The organism is Phycicoccus jejuensis (assembly GCF_000720925.1).
GTDB classification, from domain to species: Bacteria; Actinomycetota; Actinomycetes; order Actinomycetales; family Dermatophilaceae; genus Phycicoccus; species Phycicoccus jejuensis.
Genome location: NZ_JOEE01000001.1, coordinates 752,269 through 768,643 on the forward strand (window position 1 = coordinate 752,269; position 16,375 = coordinate 768,643).

Below are 16,375 nucleotides of genomic sequence, written 5' to 3' on the forward strand. Positions count from 1 at the left end.
CGCGACGAGACGAGAGCACAGAACGTGGCACAGGACGTCCTGACGGACCTCAAGAAGGTCCGCAACATCGGCATCATGGCGCACATCGACGCCGGCAAGACCACGGCGACCGAGCGCATCCTCTTCTACACCGGTGTCAACCGGAAGATGGGCGAGACGCACGACGGCGCCTCCACCACCGACTGGATGGAGCAGGAGAAGGAGCGGGGGATCACCATCACCTCCGCCGCCGTCACCTCCTTCTGGGAGGGGTCGCAGATCAACATCATCGACACCCCCGGTCACGTCGACTTCACGGTCGAGGTCGAGCGTTCGCTGCGCGTCCTCGACGGCGCCGTCGCCGTCTTCGACGGCAAGGAGGGCGTCGAGCCCCAGTCCGAGACGGTCTGGCGCCAGGCGGACAAGTACAACGTCCCCCGCATCTGCTTCGTCAACAAGATGGACAAGCTCGGCGCGGACTTCTACTTCACCGTCGACACCATCAAGGACCGTCTCGGTGCGGAGCCGCTCGTGCTCCAGCTGCCGATCGGCGCCGAGAACGACTTCGTCGGTGTCGTCGACCTCATCTACAAGCGCGCGCTCGTGTGGGAGGGCGACGCCAAGGGCGACGTCACCATGGGTGCCAAGTACGACATCCAGGACATCCCGGCCGACCTCGTCGACCGCGTGGAGGAGTACCGCCACCAGCTCATCGAGCGGGTCGCCGAGTCCGACGACGCCCTCATGGAGAAGTACCTCGAGGGTGGCGAGCTCACCCCCGAGGAGATCAAGGCCGGCATCCGCCGCCTGACCATCGCCTCCGAGGTCTACCCGGTCCTGTGTGGCTCCGCGTTCAAGAACCGCGGCGTCCAGCCGATGCTCGACGCGGTCGTCGACTACCTCCCCTCGCCGCTCGACGTGCCGGCGATGGAGGGTCACGCCCCGGGCAACGAGGACGAGAAGGTCGAGCGCAAGCCCAGCAAGGACGAGCCGTTCTCCGCGCTCGCCTTCAAGGTCGCCTCGCACCCGTTCTTCGGCACGCTGACCTTCATCCGCGTCTACTCCGGACACATCTCCGCCGGCACCCAGGTGCTCAACAGCACCAAGGTGAAGAAGGAGCGCATCGGAAAGCTCTTCCAGATGCACGCCAACAAGGAGAACCCGGTCGAGGACGCGATGGCGGGCCACATCTACGCCGCCATCGGTCTGAAGACGACGACGACCGGTGACACCCTCTGCGACATCGACAAGCCGGTCGTGCTCGAGTCGATGACCTTCCCGGAGCCCGTCATCCAGGTCGCCATCGAGCCCAAGACCAAGGGCGACCAGGAGAAGCTCGGCACCGCGATCCAGAAGCTGGCCGAGGAGGACCCGACCTTCCAGGTGCACCTCGACGAGGACACCGGCCAGACGATCATCGCCGGCATGGGCGAGCTCCACCTCGACATCCTCGTCGACCGCATGCGTCGCGAGTTCAAGGTCGAGGCCAACGTCGGCAAGCCGCAGGTCGCCTACCGCGAGACCATCAAGCGGACCCTCGAGCGCTACGACTACACCCACAAGAAGCAGACGGGTGGCTCGGGCCAGTTCGCGAAGGTCCAGATCGCGCTGGAGCCGCTGGACACCGCCGAGGGCGAGCTCTACGAGTTCTCCAACAAGGTCACCGGTGGCCGCATCCCGCGTGAGTACATCCCGTCGGTCGACGCCGGCATCCAGGACGCCATGCAGTACGGCGTGCTCGCCGGCTACCCGCTGGTCGGCATCAAGGCGACGCTCCTCGACGGTGCGTACCACGACGTCGACTCCTCGGAGATGGCGTTCAAGATCGCCGGCTCGATGGCGCTCAAGGAGGCCGTCCGCAAGTGCGAGCCGGTCCTCCTCGAGCCGATGATGGCCGTCGAGGTCCGCACCCCCGAGGACTACATGGGTGAGGTCATCGGCGACATCAACTCGCGGCGTGGCCACATCCAGGCGATGGAGGACATCTCCGGCGCCAAGGTCGTCCGCGGCCTGGTCCCGCTGTCGGAGATGTTCGGGTACGTCGGCGACCTGCGGTCCAAGACCCAGGGTCGCGCGAACTACTCGATGGAGTTCGACTCCTACGCCGAGGTCCCCAAGTCGGTGGCCGAGGAGATCATCAAGAAGACCCGGGGCGAGTGACCGCTACAGTGGTCGCTGATCTCGCCTGAGAGAAGCACTTCCAACCAACCCCCAGACGACGCCACGTCCTGCCCGGTCGTAACGGCGTTACCGAGAAATCAGTCCTGAGGAGGACATCAAGTGGCGAAGGCAAAGTTCGAGCGGACCAAGCCGCACGTCAACATCGGCACCATCGGTCACATCGACCACGGTAAGACGACGCTGACTGCTGCGATCTCCAAGGTCCTGCACGACAAGTACCCGGACCTGAACCCCCAGTTCGCGTTCGACGACATCGACAAGGCGCCCGAGGAGAAGCAGCGCGGTATCACGATCTCCATCGCGCACATCGAGTACCAGACCGAGGGCCGTCACTACGCCCACGTCGACTGCCCGGGCCACGCCGACTACGTGAAGAACATGATCACGGGTGCGGCGCAGATGGACGGCGCGATCCTCGTCGTCGCCGCCACCGACGGTCCGATGCCGCAGACGAAGGAGCACGTCCTTCTGGCCCGCCAGGTCGGCGTCCCCTACGTCGTCGTGGCGCTCAACAAGGCCGACATGGTCGACGACGAGGAGATCCTCGAGCTCGTCGAGATGGAGGTCCGCGAGCTGCTGAGCTCCTACGAGTTCCCCGGTGACGACCTCCCCGTCGTCAAGGTCTCGGCGCTCAAGGCGCTCGAGGGCGACGCCGAGTGGGGCCAGACCGTCCTCGACCTCATGGACGCCGTCGACAACTACATCCCGGAGCCGGAGCGCGACACCGACAAGCCGTTCCTCATGCCCGTCGAGGACGTCTTCACGATCACCGGTCGTGGCACCGTCGTCACCGGCCGCATCGAGCGCGGTGTCCTCAAGGTCAACGAGGAGGTCGAGATCGTCGGCATCCACACCGGCCCGCCGACCAAGACCACGGCCACCGGCATCGAGATGTTCCGCAAGCTCCTCGACGAGGGCCGTGCGGGCGAGAACGTCGGCCTGCTCCTGCGTGGCATCAAGCGCGAGGACGTCGAGCGCGGCCAGGTCGTCGTCAAGCCGGGCTCGATCACGCCGCACACGGCGTTCGACGCCAACGTCTACATCCTGTCCAAGGACGAGGGTGGCCGTCACACCCCGTTCTACGACAACTACCGTCCGCAGTTCTACTTCCGGACCACGGACGTCACCGGCGTCGTCACGCTGCCCGAGGGCACCGAGATGGTCATGCCCGGCGACAACACCGAGATGGCCGTCGAGCTCATCCAGCCCATCGCGATGGAGGAGGGCCTCAAGTTCGCCATCCGCGAGGGCGGCCGCACCGTCGGCGCCGGCCGGGTCACCAAGATCACGAAGTGACCTGACGCCGGTCGCCTGACCGGCAGCCCGTCGAAGGGCCCGCACCCCCAGAGGGTGCGGGCCCTTCGCCGTGCGCGCGGTCGGCGGGTCAGCAGGTGAGGACGAGGTGGAAGATCGTGTCCTCGGCGGCGCCCGTGGCGGAGTTCTTGACCGAGACGTAGACGGTGCTGTCGTGCGAGAAGTCGCTGTCGACCGAGATCTCGTGCACCGCCCCGAAGAGGTAGTCGGTGGCGGCCGGGGTGCAGCGGCTGACGTTGCGGTCGAAGGTCACCCGGTACGAACCCGTCCCGTCCTTGACGACGCCGACGAACCCGGACGAGGCGCCGGCGTGGACGGTCGGTGGCGCCGTGGTCGCGTCGACCGAGACGTACAGCGGCATGACCCAGTACCCCGCGACGTCGGCGAAGACGTGGGCCGAGCCCGGGGTCCTGAGCGTCAGCCGGCCGCTGGTGTCGACGGGCACGGTGACCATGTTGGCGACCGGGCCGGACGGGTTGTAGTTGACGAGCGAGGCGGTCGGCTCGGTCGTGCCCGTCGCCCAGCCCTTGAGGTCGCTCGTGCTCCCGCTCTGCGAGATCGCCCCGAGGTTGAGCTGCACCGCCGTCGCGACGGCGCTGACGTCGCACGACTCGGCCTTGCCGCCCTGGGCGGCGTAGCTCGTCGCCGTGGTGTCGAAGGTGCGGGCGGCGGCCGTGAGCCGACCGCCGGCGACGCGGGTGTCGATGATCCGGCAGGGGGCGACCGCGACGAAGCGCAGCTCGGAGCCCGCGGCGGTCGACGGGGTGACGAGGGCCGGCCGGGGCGCGGCCGACCGGCTCTGCGCGGTGCCCGGCTGCGGACCACCCGCGTCGGCGCCGGCGGCGCCGAGGACGAGGAGGGCGGCGCCGGCGGCGGCGACGGCCGCCCGGCGCAGGAGGGGTGACGTGCGCACGGGGGGAGCACCTTTCCGTGGGGTGGGCGCCGGGGACCCGTCGCGTGCTCCTCAGGAGGGCGGCACGGCCCGCGGTGATACGCCGTGACGCCGCCACGCCGCTCAGGCCGGGGTCAGCCGCTCCGCACCGACGCGCGCGAGCTCCTCGCGGACCCGGGCGATGGCGGGCGAGGGGGCCATGCTCCGGCGCCACGTCATCATGACGCGGCGGGTCGGCACGGGGTCGGTCAGCGGGACGGCGACGACCGACGCCGGCAGCTGCTCGCGCCCGAGGCGGGGGACGAGGCTGACGCAGACGCCCTCGGCGACGAGGCCGACGTGCGAGGCGAACTCCCACGACCAGTGCCGGATGCGCGGGCGGGCGCCGTGGAGGTCGAACATGTGGGTGAGCCAGCCGTGGCAGACCGAGCCCTCGGGGGCGCAGACCCAGTCGTCGGCGACGAGGTCGAGGGCGGTCGCGCCGGCGGCGCCGGCGAGCGGGTGGTCCCGGTGGACGAGCACGTCGGCGGTGTCGACCCCGAGCGTGACGACCTCGACGTGCTCGGGGAAGGGCAGGGGGAGGTCACCCCAGTTGTGGACGAGGGCGGCGTCGGCCCCGCCGGCGGCGACGAGGTCGATCGCCTCGTGCGGGTCACGCTCGACGAGGGTGACGGTGAGGTCGGGCTCGTCGACGCCGAGCGTGCGCAGCGCCGGGGCGAGGAGCCCGCGCACGGCCGTCGAGAACGCGACGAGCCGGACCCCGCCGGCGACCGGGCCCCCGGTCACCCGCCCGAGCCCGGACTCCAGCCGCTCGAGGCGGGCGAGGATGTCGCCGCCCTCGTCGACGAGGTGGCGACCCAGCTCGGTGAGCATCACGCCACGCCCGACGCGTTCGAGGACCGGGCCGCCGACCCGTCGCTCGAGCCGCTTGACCTGCTGCGAGACGGCCGAGGGGGTGTAGCCGAGCTCGGCCGCGGCCCCGCCGACCGACCCGGTGCGTCGGACGGCCGCGAGGGTGGCGAGGTGCTCGAGCTCGATCATGTAGCGACGCTACACGGAGCGTGGCACGATCGTGCGCTGGTGCTGAACGGAGCTCCGGCGCGAGGATGGGGGCATGCCGCTGCGCGACACGCTTTCCGCCGTCCTCGTCATGCTCGTCTGGGGGATGAACTTCGTCGTCATCGAGCGCGGGCTCGACGGTGTCCCGCCGCTGCTCTTCGTCGCACTCCGCTTCGCCGTCGTCCTCCTCGCCCTGCCCTTCGTCGCACGGCCCGACGCCCCGCTGCGGCGCGTGCTCGCCGTGGGCGCCTGCATGAGCCTGGGGCAGTTCGGCCTCCTGTACTCCGCCCTGGCCCTCGGCATGCCGCCGGGCCTGGCCTCGCTGGTGCTCCAGGCGCAGGCGGTCCTCACCGTCGGGCTCGCCGCCCTCGTCCTCGGCGAACGACCGCTGCGCGTGCAGCTGGCCGGTGTCGGGGTCGGCGCGCTCGGCCTCGGGGTGGTCGCGCTCGGGCGCGGTGGCAGCGTGCCCGTCGTCGCCCTCGTCGTCTGCGTCCTCGCGGCGCTGTCGTGGGCGACCGGCAACGTGCTCGTGCGCCGGCTCGGGGTGCCCGGCGGGCTGGGCCTCACGGTGTGGTCGGCGCTCGTCGTGCCGGTGCCCGCGCTCGGCCTCAGCCTCCTCGTCGACGGGCCGGCCGCGGTCGGCACGGCCCTGACCCACCTCTCGGCCGTCAACTGGCTCTCGACCGCCTACACCGCGGTGCTCGCGAGCCTCGTCGGCTACGGGATCTGGAACCGCCTCCTCGAGCGGCACCCGGCCTCGGACGTCGCGCCGTTCACGCTGCTCGTCCCGCCCATCGGCATCGCGACGGCGTGGGTCGCCGACGGCGAGGTCCCCACCGCGCTGGTCGTCGGCGGGGGCGTCCTGCTCGTGCTCGGCGTCGCGCTGGTCACCCTGGGGCCACGGTGGCGGGGTCGGCCGCGCCGTGGGGTGACGGCGCGCGTGGCAGGCGGCGCACGTCGGGTGACGCCAGCGTCGCCAGCGCGATGACGGCGACGGCGAGCCCGCCCGCGAGGACCACGGGCGCGAGGCCGAACCGCTCGGCGACCGGCCCCGCGACGAGCTGCCCGACGGGCACGAGCGCCATCGAGCCCAGCGCGTCGTAGGAGTAGGCCCGGGAGAGCTGGGCCGGCTCGACGTGCTCCTGCACGGCGAGGTTCCAGCCCATGCCGAACACCTCGAGCCCGACGCCGGCCACGACCGCGGCGAGCACGAGCAGCCACGCCGGGGACCCCCCGCCGAGCAGGACGAGCGGGAGGCCGAGCAGGGCGACGGCCGGCATGCCGCCCCGCAGCGGCCGGCCGAGCGGGACGCGCAGCAGGACGGCGGTCGCGACGAGCGCGCCGGCCGCCTCGGCCGACAGCACCCAGCCCCAGGCGGGTCGACCGACCGTGTCCTCGGCCAGGGCCGGACCGAGCGTCAGCCACGCACCGCCCCAGACCGCGTTGAGGAGCGCGAAGGCGGTGACGACGACCCACAGCCACGGGGTGTCCCGGAAGGTCTGCCACCCCTCGCGCAGGTCGCGGACGACCGAGGGGCGGGAGGTCGGCGGGGCCGGCCGGGCCGCGGCTCGGCGGGGACGAGGGTCGGCACCATGCCGGCCATCGCCGGAAAGCCCGTCCCGGACGCCGCGCCCTGGAGCGCCTGGAGGACAGCGACGGGCCAGAGCTCGCGCACCCCGGCGAGGAGCAGCGCCGCCGTGAGCCCCTGCAGCAGCGCGCTCGCGAGGTTCGAGCCCTGGAGGACGAGCGAGCGGGGGAGCCGGTCGGCGAGCACGCCCCCGAAGAGCAGGAGCGCGGTCATCGGCACCACCCGTGCGGCGAGGACCTGGCCCAGGGCGGTGGCCGAGCCGCCGAGGTCGAGGACCGCGAAGGCGAGGGCGACGGTCGCGGCCGAGGTGCCCGACGAGGTTCGCCGTCCGTGAGGCGAGGTACCACGAGAACCCGCGCACGCGCAGCGGCGCGAGGGCGGCGCCGCCGGCGCTCACCGTGGGTCCATCGCGAAGGCGAACAGCGAGAGGTTGACGAGCGTCGTGCCCTCCGCACGCGGCGCCCTCGCCCACACGGCCGCCGCGGATGCTCTCCTCCCCGGCGACGACGAGCTCGCCCGCATCGCGCAGGAGGCGCAGGTGGTAGGAGGCGTTGGCGTGCGTGAGCCCGAGCTCTCGCGCGACGTCCGCAGCGGTGAGGGCGCTGCCGGTGAGCAGGGACAGGATGCGCAGCCGGGTGGGGTGGGCGAGGGCCCGCGCAGGTGGCCGGGGTCGGTCATCACTACCTCCAAAGGGTTCTTGGGGCGTGTGACACCGCGGCGCACGAAGTGTCAAAGAGCTGTTGGGGAGTCCTCGACGCGCCACGGCGGCGGGGGTGCCGGGGGAGGGGGCCCCGGCGGTGTAGCGGCCGATTTGGTCAGGCGCGAGGGCTCTGGCAGACTAGCCGGGTTGCTTGGCGTGCCCCCGCGTCCCAGACCGGGACCGGGAGCCCACCGCGACGAGGTACTGAACCGCCGGACGGCGGGGCGGCTCGTCGGCGAAGAGCCAGGCCCGGTTCCACCGGACAGCCGGACCCACGGACGAACGCGAGAGATCGCCTGCGCCCGAACTGCGGAACAAGGGCGACACGCCCGACCGCGGGGGTCGGAGGTCCACGGGCCGGCACTTTGACAGATGGACGGCGAGAGAGAGACGGAACAACAGATGGCGGGACAGAAGATCCGCATCCGGTTGAAGTCGTATGACCACGAGGTCATCGACAGCTCGGCGCGCAAGATCGTCGACACCGTGACCCGCGCGGGTGCGACCGTGGTTGGCCCCGTGCCGCTGCCGACGGAGAAGAACGTCTTCTGCGTCATCCGGTCGCCGCACAAGTACAAGGACAGCCGCGAGCACTTCGAGATGCGCACGCACAAGCGCCTCATCGACATCATCGACCCGACGCCGAAGGCCGTCGACTCGCTGATGCGTCTCGACCTCCCGGCTGACGTCAACATCGAGATCAAGCTCTGAGGCTCGCGATGACTACTGCCACGAAGACCCAGAAGGGTCTGCTGGGCACCAAGCTCGGCATGACCCAGGTGTGGGACGAGAACAACCGACTCGTGCCCGTCACCGTGATCCAGGCCGGCCCGAACGTCGTGACCCAGGTCCGCGCGGCCGACGTCGACGGCTACGCGGCCGTCCAGCTCGGCTACGGCGCCATCGACCCCCGCAAGGTCACCAAGCCGCTGGCCGGCCACTTCGAGAAGGCCGGCGTGACCCCGCGCCGCTTCCTCATCGAGATCCGCACCGCCGACGCGGGCGAGTACTCGCTCGGCCAGGAGCTCGGCGCCGACACCTTCGAGTCCGGCTCCTCGGTCGACATCAGCGCGACCACCAAGGGCAAGGGCTTCGCCGGTGTCATGAAGCGTCACGGCTTCCACGGCGTCAGCTCCTCGCACGGTGCGCACAAGAACCACCGCAAGCCCGGCTCCATCGGTGGCTGCGCCACCCCGGGCCGCGTGTTCAAGGGCATGCGCATGGCCGGCCGCATGGGCGGCGTGCGCCACACCACGCAGAACCTCACGATCCACGCCGTGGACGCCGACAAGGGCCTGCTGCTCGTCAAGGGCGCCGTCCCCGGTCCCCGCGGTGCGGTCGTCCTCGTCCGCTCGGCCGCGAAGGGGGCCTGACCATGGCTACCACGACGCTCGACGTCACCCTCCCCTCGGAGATCTTCGACGTCCAGACCAACGTCCCGCTGATCCACCAGGTCGTCGTCGCGCAGCTCGCGGCGGCCCGTCAGGGCACGCACGCCACCAAGACCCGCGGCGACGTCCGCGGCGGTGGCAAGAAGCCCTACCGCCAGAAGGGCACCGGCCGCGCCCGCCAGGGCTCGACCCGTGCGCCGCAGTTCGCCGGCGGTGGCACCGTGCACGGCCCGCAGCCGCGTGACTACAACCAGCGCACCCCCAAGAAGATGAAGGCCGCCGCCCTGCGCGGTGCCCTCTCCGACCGGGCGCGCCACGGCCGCATCCACGTCGTCGAGTCCATCGCCACCGGCGAGGCCCCCTCGACCAAGGACGCCAAGGCCCTGTTCGCCGGCCTCACCGAGCGCCCGAACCTGCTCGTCGTCCTCGACCGCAGCGACATCGTGTCGCTGAAGTCGGTGCGCAACCTCGCCGAGGTCCACGTGCTCGCGGTCGACCAGCTCAACACCTACGACGTGCTCTGCGCCGACGACGTCGTCTTCACCCAGGCCGCCTACGAGGCGTTCACCGGTGAGACCGTCGCCGCCGCGAAGCCCGCCAAGAAGGCCGCGGCGAAGAAGGCTCCGGCCAAGAAGGCCGCCGAGGCCGATGTGGAGGACGAGAAGTGAGCCAGGGCAAGAACCCCCGCGACATCCTGATCGCGCCGGTCGTGTCCGAGAAGTCGTACGGCCTCCTCGACGAGGGCAAGTACACCTTCCTCGTCGACCCGCGGTCGAACAAGACCGAGATCAAGATCGCCGTCGAGGAGATCTTCAAGGTCAAGGTCGACTCCGTGCACACGATGAACCGCCAGGGCAAGTCCCGTCGCACGCGGTTCGGCACCGGCAAGCGCAAGGACACCAAGCGCGCGATCGTCACCCTCCGCGAGGGCTCGATCGACATCTTCGGCAGCGCCGGCGCCTGAGGAAGCTGAGGACTACACCATGGGTATCCGCAAGTACAAGCCGACGACGCCGGGGCGTCGCGGGTCGAGCGTGGCCGACTTCGTCGAGGTCACCCGCTCCACCCCCGAGAAGTCCCTCGTCCGTCCGCTGACCAAGAGCGGTGGTCGCAACAGCAACGGCCGCATCACCACTCGTCACATCGGTGGTGGCCACAAGCGCGCCTACCGCGTCATCGACTTCCGTCGCCACGACAAGGACGGCGTGCCGGCCAAGGTCGCTCACATCGAGTACGACCCCAACCGCACCGCCCGCATCGCGCTGCTGCACTACGCGGACGGCGAGAAGCGCTACATCCTGGCCCCCAAGGGCCTCGAGCAGGGCGCGACGATCGAGAACGGCCCGTCGGCCGACATCAAGCCGGGCAACACGCTGCCGCTGCGCAACATCCCGACCGGTACGGTCATCCACGCCGTCGAGCTCAAGCCCGGTGGCGGCGCGAAGATCGCCCGCTCCGCCGGTGTCCGCGTGCAGCTCGTCGCCAAGGACGGCCCCTACGCGCAGCTGCGCATGCCGTCCGGTGAGATCCGCAACGTCGACGTGCGCTGCCGCGCCACCGTCGGCGAGGTCGGCAACGCCGAGCAGTCGAACATCAACTGGGGCAAGGCCGGCCGCATGCGCTGGAAGGGCAAGCGCCCGACCGTCCGTGGTGTCGTCATGAACCCGGTCGACCACCCGCACGGTGGTGGCGAGGGCCGCACCTCCGGTGGTCGTCACCCGGTGAGCCCCTGGGGCCAGCCCGAGGGCCGCACCCGCCGCCCCGGCAAGCCCAGCGACAAGCTCATCGTGCGTCGCCGTCGTACTGGCAAGAAGCGCTGATAAGGAGCCTGTGGAATGCCTCGTAGCCTGAAGAAGGGCCCCTTCATCGACGACCACCTTCAGAAGAAGGTGGATGTCCAGAACGAAGCGGGCACCAAGAACGTCATCAAGACCTGGTCGCGCCGTTCGGTCATCAGCCCGGACATGCTCGGCCACACCTTCGCCGTCCACGACGGCCGCAAGCACGCCCCGGTGTTCGTCACCGAGGCGATGGTCGGCCACAAGCTCGGCGAGTTCGCACCGACCCGCACCTTCAAGGGTCACGTGAAGGACGACAAGAAGGGGCGTCGTCGCTGATGGCCACCGACAACACCACGCTGGAGTCGCGGGCGACCGCCCGCCACACCCGCATCACGCCGATGAAGGCGCGTCGCGTCGTCGACCTCATCCGCGGCAAGGCTGCGCCCGACGCCGTGTCGGTCCTGCGCTTCGCGCCCCAGGCGGCGAGCGAGCAGGTCCTCAAGGTCCTCGAGTCCGCGATCGCCAACGCCCGCGTCCGCGCCGACAAGACGGCCGAGCGGTTCGACGAGCGCGAGCTCGTCGTCTCCGCGGCCTTCGTCGACGAGGGCCCGACCATGAAGCGGTTCCGTCCGCGCGCCCAGGGCCGCGCCGGCCGCATCAACAAGCGCACGAGCCACATCACGGTGGTCGTCGCTCCCAAGCCCGCCAAGACCACGAACGGAGGCACCCGCTGATGGGTCAGAAGGTCAACCCGCACGGCTTCCGTCTCGGGATCACGACGGAGCACAAGAGCCGTTGGTTCGCCGACTCCACCAAGGAGGGTCAGCGTTACCGCGACTACGTCAAGGAGGACGTGGCGATCCGCAAGCTCATGTCCACGGGCATGGACCGCGCCGGTATCGCCCGTGTCGACATCGAGCGCACGCGTGACCGCGTCCGCGTCGACATCCACACCGCCCGCCCGGGCATCGTCATCGGCCGCCGCGGCGCCGAGGCCGACCGCATCCGCGGTGAGCTCGAGAAGCTCACGGGCAAGCAGGTGCAGCTGAACATCCTCGAGGTCAAGAACCCCGAGCAGGAGGCCCAGCTCGTCGCGCAGGGCATCGCCGAGCAGCTGTCGGCCCGTGTCTCGTTCCGTCGCGCCATGCGCAAGGGCATGCAGTCCGCCACCCGCGCCGGCGCCAAGGGCATCCGCGTGCAGGTCTCCGGCCGCCTCGGCGGCGCGGAGATGAGCCGCACCGAGTTCTACCGCGAGGGTCGCGTGCCGCTGCACACCCTCCGCGCGCAGATCGACTACGGCCTGTACGAGGCCAAGACCACGTTCGGGCGCATCGGCGTCAAGGTGTGGATCTACAAGGGCGACATGACCGCTCGCGAGCTCGCGGCCCAGCAGGCCACGGCTCCGCGCCAGGGTCGCGGCCCGCGTCGTGACGGCGCCGACCGCCCGGCCCGCGCCCGTCGCACCGAGGCCCCCGCCGCCCAGGCCCAGCAGGAGCAGGCCCCGGCCGCTCCGAGCACCGAGGAGTCCTGACCCATGTTGATTCCCCGTCGAGTCAAGCACCGCAAGCAGCACCACCCGGGTCGCTCGGGTATGGCCAAGGGCGGTACGACCATCGCGTTCGGTGACTACGGCATCCAGGCCCTCGAGCCCGCCTACGTCACCAACCGCCAGATCGAGTCCGCGCGTATCGCGATGACCCGGTACATCAAGCGTGGCGGAAAGGTCTGGATCAACATCTACCCGGACCGCCCGCTGACCAAGAAGCCGGCCGAGACCCGCATGGGCTCCGGCAAGGGGTCCCCCGAGTGGTGGATCGCCAACGTCAAGCCGGGTCGGATCATGTTCGAGCTCTCCGGTGTCCCGGAGGACGTCGCGCGCGAGGCCCTGCGTCTCGCGATGCACAAGCTGCCGATGAAGTGCCGCTTCGTCCGGCGTGAGGGTGGTGACTTCTGATGGCAGTCGGTTCCAAGGACCTGAGCCCCAAGGAGATGCGGGGCTTCGACGACGAGCGTCTCGTCGACGAGCTGCGCAAGGCCAAGGAGGAGCTGTTCAACCTCCGCTTCCAGTCCGCCACCGGGCAGCTGGACAACCACGGTCGGCTCCGCGCCGTCCGCAAGGACATCGCCCGGATCTACACCGAGATGCGTGAGCGTGAGCTCGGCATCGGCGTGAAGGGTGAGGCCAAGTGAGCGAGAAGAAGGACGAGACCGTGACCACCGTCAGCCGCAACGACCGCAAGACCCGCCAGGGCTACGTGGTGAGCGACAAGATGGACAAGACCGTCGTCGTCGAGGTCGAGGACCGCGTCAAGCACGCGCTCTACGGCAAGGTCATGCGCCGCTCGAGCAAGGTCAAGGCCCACGACGAGGCCAACGCCGCCGGCATCGGCGACCGCGTCCTCATCATGGAGACCCGGCCGCTGTCCGCGACGAAGCGCTGGCGCGTCGTCGAGATCCTCGAGAAGGCCAAGTAAGCCTCTGCCGCAAGGCAATCCAGTCAGTTCGGCCAGGCTCGCCCCCGGCGAGAACCAGCACGACGAGTAGGAGTTAGACAGTGATCCAGCAGGAGTCGCGACTGCGTGTCGCCGACAACACCGGTGCGAAGGAGATCCTCTGCATCCGTGTTCTCGGTGGTTCCGGTCGCCGGTACGCCGGCATCGGCGACACCATCGTCGCCACCGTCAAGGACGCGATCCCGGGCGGCAACGTGAAGAAGGGCGACGTCGTCAAGGCCGTCATCGTCCGGACGCGCAAGGAGCGCCGTCGTCCCGACGGTTCCTACATCCGCTTCGACGAGAACGCCGCGGTCATCCTCCGCAACGACGGTGACCCCCGTGGCACGCGCATCTTCGGCCCGGTCGGGCGCGAGCTGCGCGAGAAGAAGTTCATGAAGATCATCAGCCTGGCCCCGGAGGTGCTCTGAACCATGGCCTCGAAGATCAAGAAGGGCGACACCGTCCAGGTGCTCGCCGGCAAGGACAAGGGCCAGACCGGCAAGGTCATCGCGGTCAACCGCGAGACCGGCCGCGTCACGGTCGAGGGTGTCAACCGGGTGACCCGGCACACCAAGGCCGGCGAGTCGACCCGGGGCAGCCGCACCGGTGGCCTCGTCGTCCAGGAGGCGCCGATCCACGTGAGCAACGTGGCCATCGTCGACCCCTCGGACAAGAAGCCCACCCGGATCAAGACCCGCGTCGAGACCGTCGAGCGTGACGGCCGTCAGAAGACGAGCCGTGTCCGCGTCGGCGCGCGCTCGGGCAAGGACCTGTGAGAGAGATGGCCGAGACCGCTACCAAGCCCCGCCTCAAGGCGCGCTACCAGGACGAGATCAAGGGCGCCCTGCGTGACCAGTTCGGCTACGCCAACGTCATGCAGGTCCCGGGTGTCGTCAAGGTCGTCGTCAACATGGGTGTCGGCGACGCCGCCAAGGACAGCAAGCTCATCGAGGGTGCCGTCCGCGACCTCACCGCCATCACCGGCCAGAAGCCGGTCGTGACGAAGGCCCGCAAGTCCATCGCCCAGTTCAAGCTGCGTGAGGGCATGCCGATCGGCACGCACACCACGCTGCGCGGCGACCGGATGTGGGAGTTCCTCGACCGGCTCGTCACCATCGCGCTGCCGCGCATCCGCGACTTCCGCGGCCTCTCGCCGAAGCAGTTCGACGGCCGCGGCAACTACACCTTCGGCCTCACGGAGCAGTCGATGTTCCACGAGATCGACCAGGACAAGATCGACCGCGTCCGCGGCATGGACATCACGGTCGTCACCACGGCGACGAACGACGACGAGGGACGCGCGCTGCTCAAGGCGCTCGGCTTCCCGTTCAAGGAGAACTGACATGGCCAAGACCGCCCTGGTCAACAAGGCGAACAAGAAGCCGAAGTTCGCGGTCCGCGGCTACACGCGGTGCCAGCGCTGCGGGCGCCCGCACTCGGTCTATCGCAAGTTCGGCCTGTGCCGGATCTGCCTGCGGGAGATGGCCCACGCGGGCGAGCTCCCCGGTGTGACCAAGTCCAGCTGGTAAGTCCTCACCTCCGCCGCCCCCGGGCGGCACCCCATCCACAGACCATCTACATCGCAGGTCCGCCGGGATCCCCGGCAGAAACCACGGTGAGAGAGGGCGGAGAAGCCCAATGACCATGACCGACCCGATCGCGGACATGCTGACCCGCGTCCGGAACGCCAACTCGGCGCACAAGGACGCAGTCTCCATGCCGTTCTCGAAGCTCAAGAGCCACGTCGCCGAGATCCTCGAGGCCGAGGGTTACATCGCCGGCTGGTCCGTCGAGGACGCCGAGGTGGGCAAGACCCTCACGGTGAACCTCAAGTACGGCCCCAACCGTGAGCGTTCCATCGCCGGCCTGCGCCGCGTGAGCAAGCCCGGGCTGCGCGTGTACGCCAAGTCCACCAACCTTCCCAAGGTGCTCGGTGGTCTCGGTGTCGCGATCATCTCGACGTCGTCCGGCCTGCTGACCGACCGTCAGGCCGCCAACAAGGGTGTGGGTGGGGAAGTCCTCGCCTACGTCTGGTAAGGGGTAGCAGACATGTCTCGAATCGGACGTCTCCCCGTCACCGTCCCCTCGGGTGTCGACGTGACCGTCTCCGGTCAGCACGTCACCGTGAAGGGCCCGAAGGGTGAGCTCTCGCACACCGTCGCCGAGCCGATCACCGTCGAGCAGACCGACGGCGTGCTCGAGGTCAAGCGCCCCGACGACGAGCGCACCTCGCGCTCGCTCCACGGCCTGACCCGCTCGCTCATCAACAACATGGTCCTCGGTGTCACCGAGGGCTACGAGAAGAAGCTCGAGATCCACGGCACCGGTTACCGCGTGCTGGCCAAGGGCTCGAACCTCGAGTTCGCCCTCGGGTACTCGCACTCGATCACCGTCGAGCCGCCGGCCGGCATCACCTTCGCGGTGGAGAACCAGACCCGGTTCTCGGTCCAGGGCATCGACAAGCAGCTCGTCGGCGAGGTCGCCGCGAACATCCGCAAGCTCCGCAAGCCCGACCCGTACAAGGGCAAGGGCGTCCGCTACGCGGGCGAGCAGATCCGCCGCAAGGTCGGAAAGGCTGGTAAGTAACCGATGGCCATGATCGTCAAGCGCGCCAAGGGCAAGACGGCCGCGCGCACGCGCCGTCACACCCGACTCCGCAAGCTGGTCACCGGCACCGCCGTCCGGCCCCGGCTCGTCGTCTCGCGCTCCTCGCGCCACGTCTTCGTCCAGGTCGTCGACGACACCGTCGGCAAGACCGTCGCGTCGGCGTCGACCATGGAGGCCGACGTGCGCGCCCTCGAGGGCGACAAGCGCGAGAAGGCCAAGAAGGTCGGCGAGCTCGTCGCCTCGCGCGCCAAGGCCGCGGGTGTCGAGGCCGTCGTGTTCGACCGTGGTGGCAACAAGTACCACGGTCGCGTCGCCGCCATCGCGGACGGCGCTCGGGAAGGCGGGCTGGCCCTGTGACCCACGCTGCTCGTACCACCACGAACGTCGA

At 69.9% G+C, this 16,375-nt stretch carries 24 protein-coding genes and 2 pseudogenes; 21 read left to right on the plus strand and 5 right to left on the minus strand.

Annotation, left to right across the window (positions count from 1 at the left end; translation table 11 throughout):
• Window positions 1-24 precede the first annotated feature (24 nt).
• Together fusA and tuf are read left to right on the plus strand one after the other, a co-directional pair.
• Complete coding sequence (fusA, locus tag IG69_RS0103670) at window positions 25-2,139, plus strand: elongation factor G (RefSeq protein ID WP_030526823.1); 2,115 nt, start codon at window positions 25-27, stop codon at window positions 2,137-2,139.
• A gap of 120 nt (window positions 2,140-2,259) precedes the next feature.
• Window positions 2,260-3,456 carry an elongation factor Tu gene (gene tuf / locus IG69_RS0103675; RefSeq protein ID WP_030526824.1) on the plus strand — a complete coding sequence of 399 codons (1,197 nt, stop codon included), beginning with the start codon at window positions 2,260-2,262 and terminating at the stop codon, window positions 3,454-3,456.
• Between the two features lie 88 nt (window positions 3,457-3,544).
• On the opposite strand, the gene IG69_RS21990 is transcribed toward tuf, so the two are convergent.
• On the minus strand, window positions 3,545-4,387 hold the full coding sequence (locus IG69_RS21990) for a hypothetical protein (protein ID WP_030526825.1): 843 nt from the start codon (window positions 4,385-4,387) through the stop codon (window positions 3,545-3,547).
• 102 nt (window positions 4,388-4,489) lie between these two features.
• Window positions 4,490-5,407 (minus strand): LysR family transcriptional regulator, encoded by a 918-nt coding sequence (locus IG69_RS0103685; RefSeq protein ID WP_030526826.1) that lies wholly within the window; start codon window positions 5,405-5,407, stop codon window positions 4,490-4,492.
• Window positions 5,408-5,480: 73 nt separating this feature from the next.
• Between IG69_RS0103685 and IG69_RS0103690 the strand changes: the two genes are divergently transcribed.
• Window positions 5,481-6,413 carry an EamA family transporter gene (locus IG69_RS0103690; protein ID WP_051750120.1) on the plus strand — a complete coding sequence of 311 codons (933 nt, stop codon included), beginning with the start codon at window positions 5,481-5,483 and terminating at the stop codon, window positions 6,411-6,413.
• On the opposite strand, the gene IG69_RS21995 is transcribed toward IG69_RS0103690, so the two are convergent.
• The 3 genes and pseudogenes from IG69_RS21995 to IG69_RS22005 form a co-directional block, all read right to left on the minus strand.
• The gene (locus IG69_RS21995; protein WP_030526828.1) at window positions 6,313-6,789 is read right to left on the minus strand and encodes an MFS transporter; all 477 of its coding nucleotides are present in this window, start codon (window positions 6,787-6,789) and stop codon (window positions 6,313-6,315) included. The genes IG69_RS0103690 and IG69_RS21995 overlap by 101 nt on opposite strands.
• 53 nt (window positions 6,790-6,842) lie before the next feature.
• Window positions 6,843-7,313, minus strand: a pseudogene (locus tag IG69_RS23245) (MFS transporter); the annotation flags it as partial.
• 226 nt (window positions 7,314-7,539) lie between these two features.
• Window positions 7,540-7,776: pseudogene (locus tag IG69_RS22005) on the minus strand (helix-turn-helix domain-containing protein); the annotation flags it as partial.
• A gap of 339 nt (window positions 7,777-8,115) precedes the next feature.
• Between IG69_RS22005 and rpsJ the strand changes: the two are divergent.
• The 18 genes from rpsJ to rplR all read left to right on the plus strand — a co-directional run bounded on the left by rpsJ (window position 8,116) and on the right by rplR (window position 16,344).
• Window positions 8,116-8,424 (plus strand): 30S ribosomal protein S10, encoded by a 309-nt coding sequence (gene rpsJ / locus IG69_RS0103710; RefSeq protein WP_012867945.1) that lies wholly within the window; start codon window positions 8,116-8,118, stop codon window positions 8,422-8,424.
• An 8-nt stretch (window positions 8,425-8,432) separates the two neighbouring features.
• Window positions 8,433-9,086 (plus strand): 50S ribosomal protein L3, encoded by a 654-nt coding sequence (rplC, locus tag IG69_RS0103715; RefSeq protein WP_030526830.1) that lies wholly within the window; start codon window positions 8,433-8,435, stop codon window positions 9,084-9,086.
• 2 nt (window positions 9,087-9,088) lie between these two features.
• A complete protein-coding gene (rplD, locus tag IG69_RS0103720; RefSeq protein WP_051750122.1) occupies window positions 9,089-9,772 on the plus strand; it encodes a 50S ribosomal protein L4 in 684 nt (227 codons plus the stop codon).
• On the plus strand, window positions 9,769-10,068 hold the full coding sequence (gene rplW, locus IG69_RS0103725) for a 50S ribosomal protein L23 (protein ID WP_030526831.1): 300 nt from the start codon (window positions 9,769-9,771) through the stop codon (window positions 10,066-10,068). Before rplD ends, rplW begins: the two co-directional genes overlap by 4 nt.
• A gap of 19 nt (window positions 10,069-10,087) precedes the next feature.
• Entirely contained in the window at window positions 10,088-10,924 is an 837-nt protein-coding gene (gene rplB, locus IG69_RS0103730) for a 50S ribosomal protein L2 (protein WP_030526832.1), read from the plus strand.
• Window positions 10,925-10,939: 15 nt separating this feature from the next.
• Window positions 10,940-11,221 carry a 30S ribosomal protein S19 gene (gene rpsS, locus IG69_RS0103735; RefSeq protein WP_030526833.1) on the plus strand — a complete coding sequence of 94 codons (282 nt, stop codon included), beginning with the start codon at window positions 10,940-10,942 and terminating at the stop codon, window positions 11,219-11,221.
• Window positions 11,221-11,619, plus strand: a complete 399-nt coding sequence (gene rplV, locus IG69_RS0103740; protein ID WP_030526834.1) for a 50S ribosomal protein L22 — start codon at window positions 11,221-11,223, stop codon at window positions 11,617-11,619. The genes rpsS and rplV overlap by 1 nt, the downstream gene beginning before the upstream one ends.
• Complete coding sequence (rpsC, locus tag IG69_RS0103745) at window positions 11,619-12,416, plus strand: 30S ribosomal protein S3 (protein WP_030526835.1); 798 nt, start codon at window positions 11,619-11,621, stop codon at window positions 12,414-12,416. Before rplV ends, rpsC begins: the two co-directional genes overlap by 1 nt.
• Before the next feature lie 3 nt (window positions 12,417-12,419).
• Entirely contained in the window at window positions 12,420-12,839 is a 420-nt protein-coding gene (gene rplP, locus IG69_RS0103750; protein ID WP_030526836.1) for a 50S ribosomal protein L16, read from the plus strand.
• The gene (rpmC, locus tag IG69_RS0103755; RefSeq protein WP_030526837.1) at window positions 12,839-13,075 is read left to right on the plus strand and encodes a 50S ribosomal protein L29; all 237 of its coding nucleotides are present in this window, start codon (window positions 12,839-12,841) and stop codon (window positions 13,073-13,075) included. Before rplP ends, rpmC begins: the two co-directional genes overlap by 1 nt.
• Complete coding sequence (rpsQ, locus tag IG69_RS0103760) at window positions 13,072-13,359, plus strand: 30S ribosomal protein S17 (RefSeq protein WP_051750125.1); 288 nt, start codon at window positions 13,072-13,074, stop codon at window positions 13,357-13,359. The genes rpmC and rpsQ overlap by 4 nt, the downstream gene beginning before the upstream one ends.
• 80 nt (window positions 13,360-13,439) lie before the next feature.
• Complete coding sequence (rplN, locus tag IG69_RS0103765) at window positions 13,440-13,808, plus strand: 50S ribosomal protein L14 (protein WP_030526839.1); 369 nt, start codon at window positions 13,440-13,442, stop codon at window positions 13,806-13,808.
• A gap of 3 nt (window positions 13,809-13,811) precedes the next feature.
• Entirely contained in the window at window positions 13,812-14,156 is a 345-nt protein-coding gene (rplX, locus tag IG69_RS0103770) for a 50S ribosomal protein L24 (RefSeq protein WP_030526840.1), read from the plus strand.
• 5 nt (window positions 14,157-14,161) lie between these two features.
• Window positions 14,162-14,722 (plus strand): 50S ribosomal protein L5, encoded by a 561-nt coding sequence (rplE, locus tag IG69_RS0103775; RefSeq protein ID WP_030526841.1) that lies wholly within the window; start codon window positions 14,162-14,164, stop codon window positions 14,720-14,722.
• A 1-nt stretch (window position 14,723) separates the two neighbouring features.
• A complete protein-coding gene (locus IG69_RS0103780) occupies window positions 14,724-14,909 on the plus strand; it encodes a type Z 30S ribosomal protein S14 (protein WP_030526842.1) in 186 nt (61 codons plus the stop codon).
• A gap of 109 nt (window positions 14,910-15,018) precedes the next feature.
• A complete protein-coding gene (gene rpsH, locus IG69_RS0103785; RefSeq protein WP_030526843.1) occupies window positions 15,019-15,417 on the plus strand; it encodes a 30S ribosomal protein S8 in 399 nt (132 codons plus the stop codon).
• Between the two features lie 12 nt (window positions 15,418-15,429).
• A complete protein-coding gene (gene rplF / locus IG69_RS0103790; protein WP_030526844.1) occupies window positions 15,430-15,966 on the plus strand; it encodes a 50S ribosomal protein L6 in 537 nt (178 codons plus the stop codon).
• A 3-nt stretch (window positions 15,967-15,969) separates the two neighbouring features.
• Window positions 15,970-16,344: a 50S ribosomal protein L18 gene (gene rplR, locus IG69_RS0103795; protein WP_030526845.1), complete on the plus strand. Its 375-nt coding sequence runs from the start codon at window positions 15,970-15,972 to the stop codon at window positions 16,342-16,344.
• Window positions 16,345-16,375 lie beyond the last annotated feature (31 nt).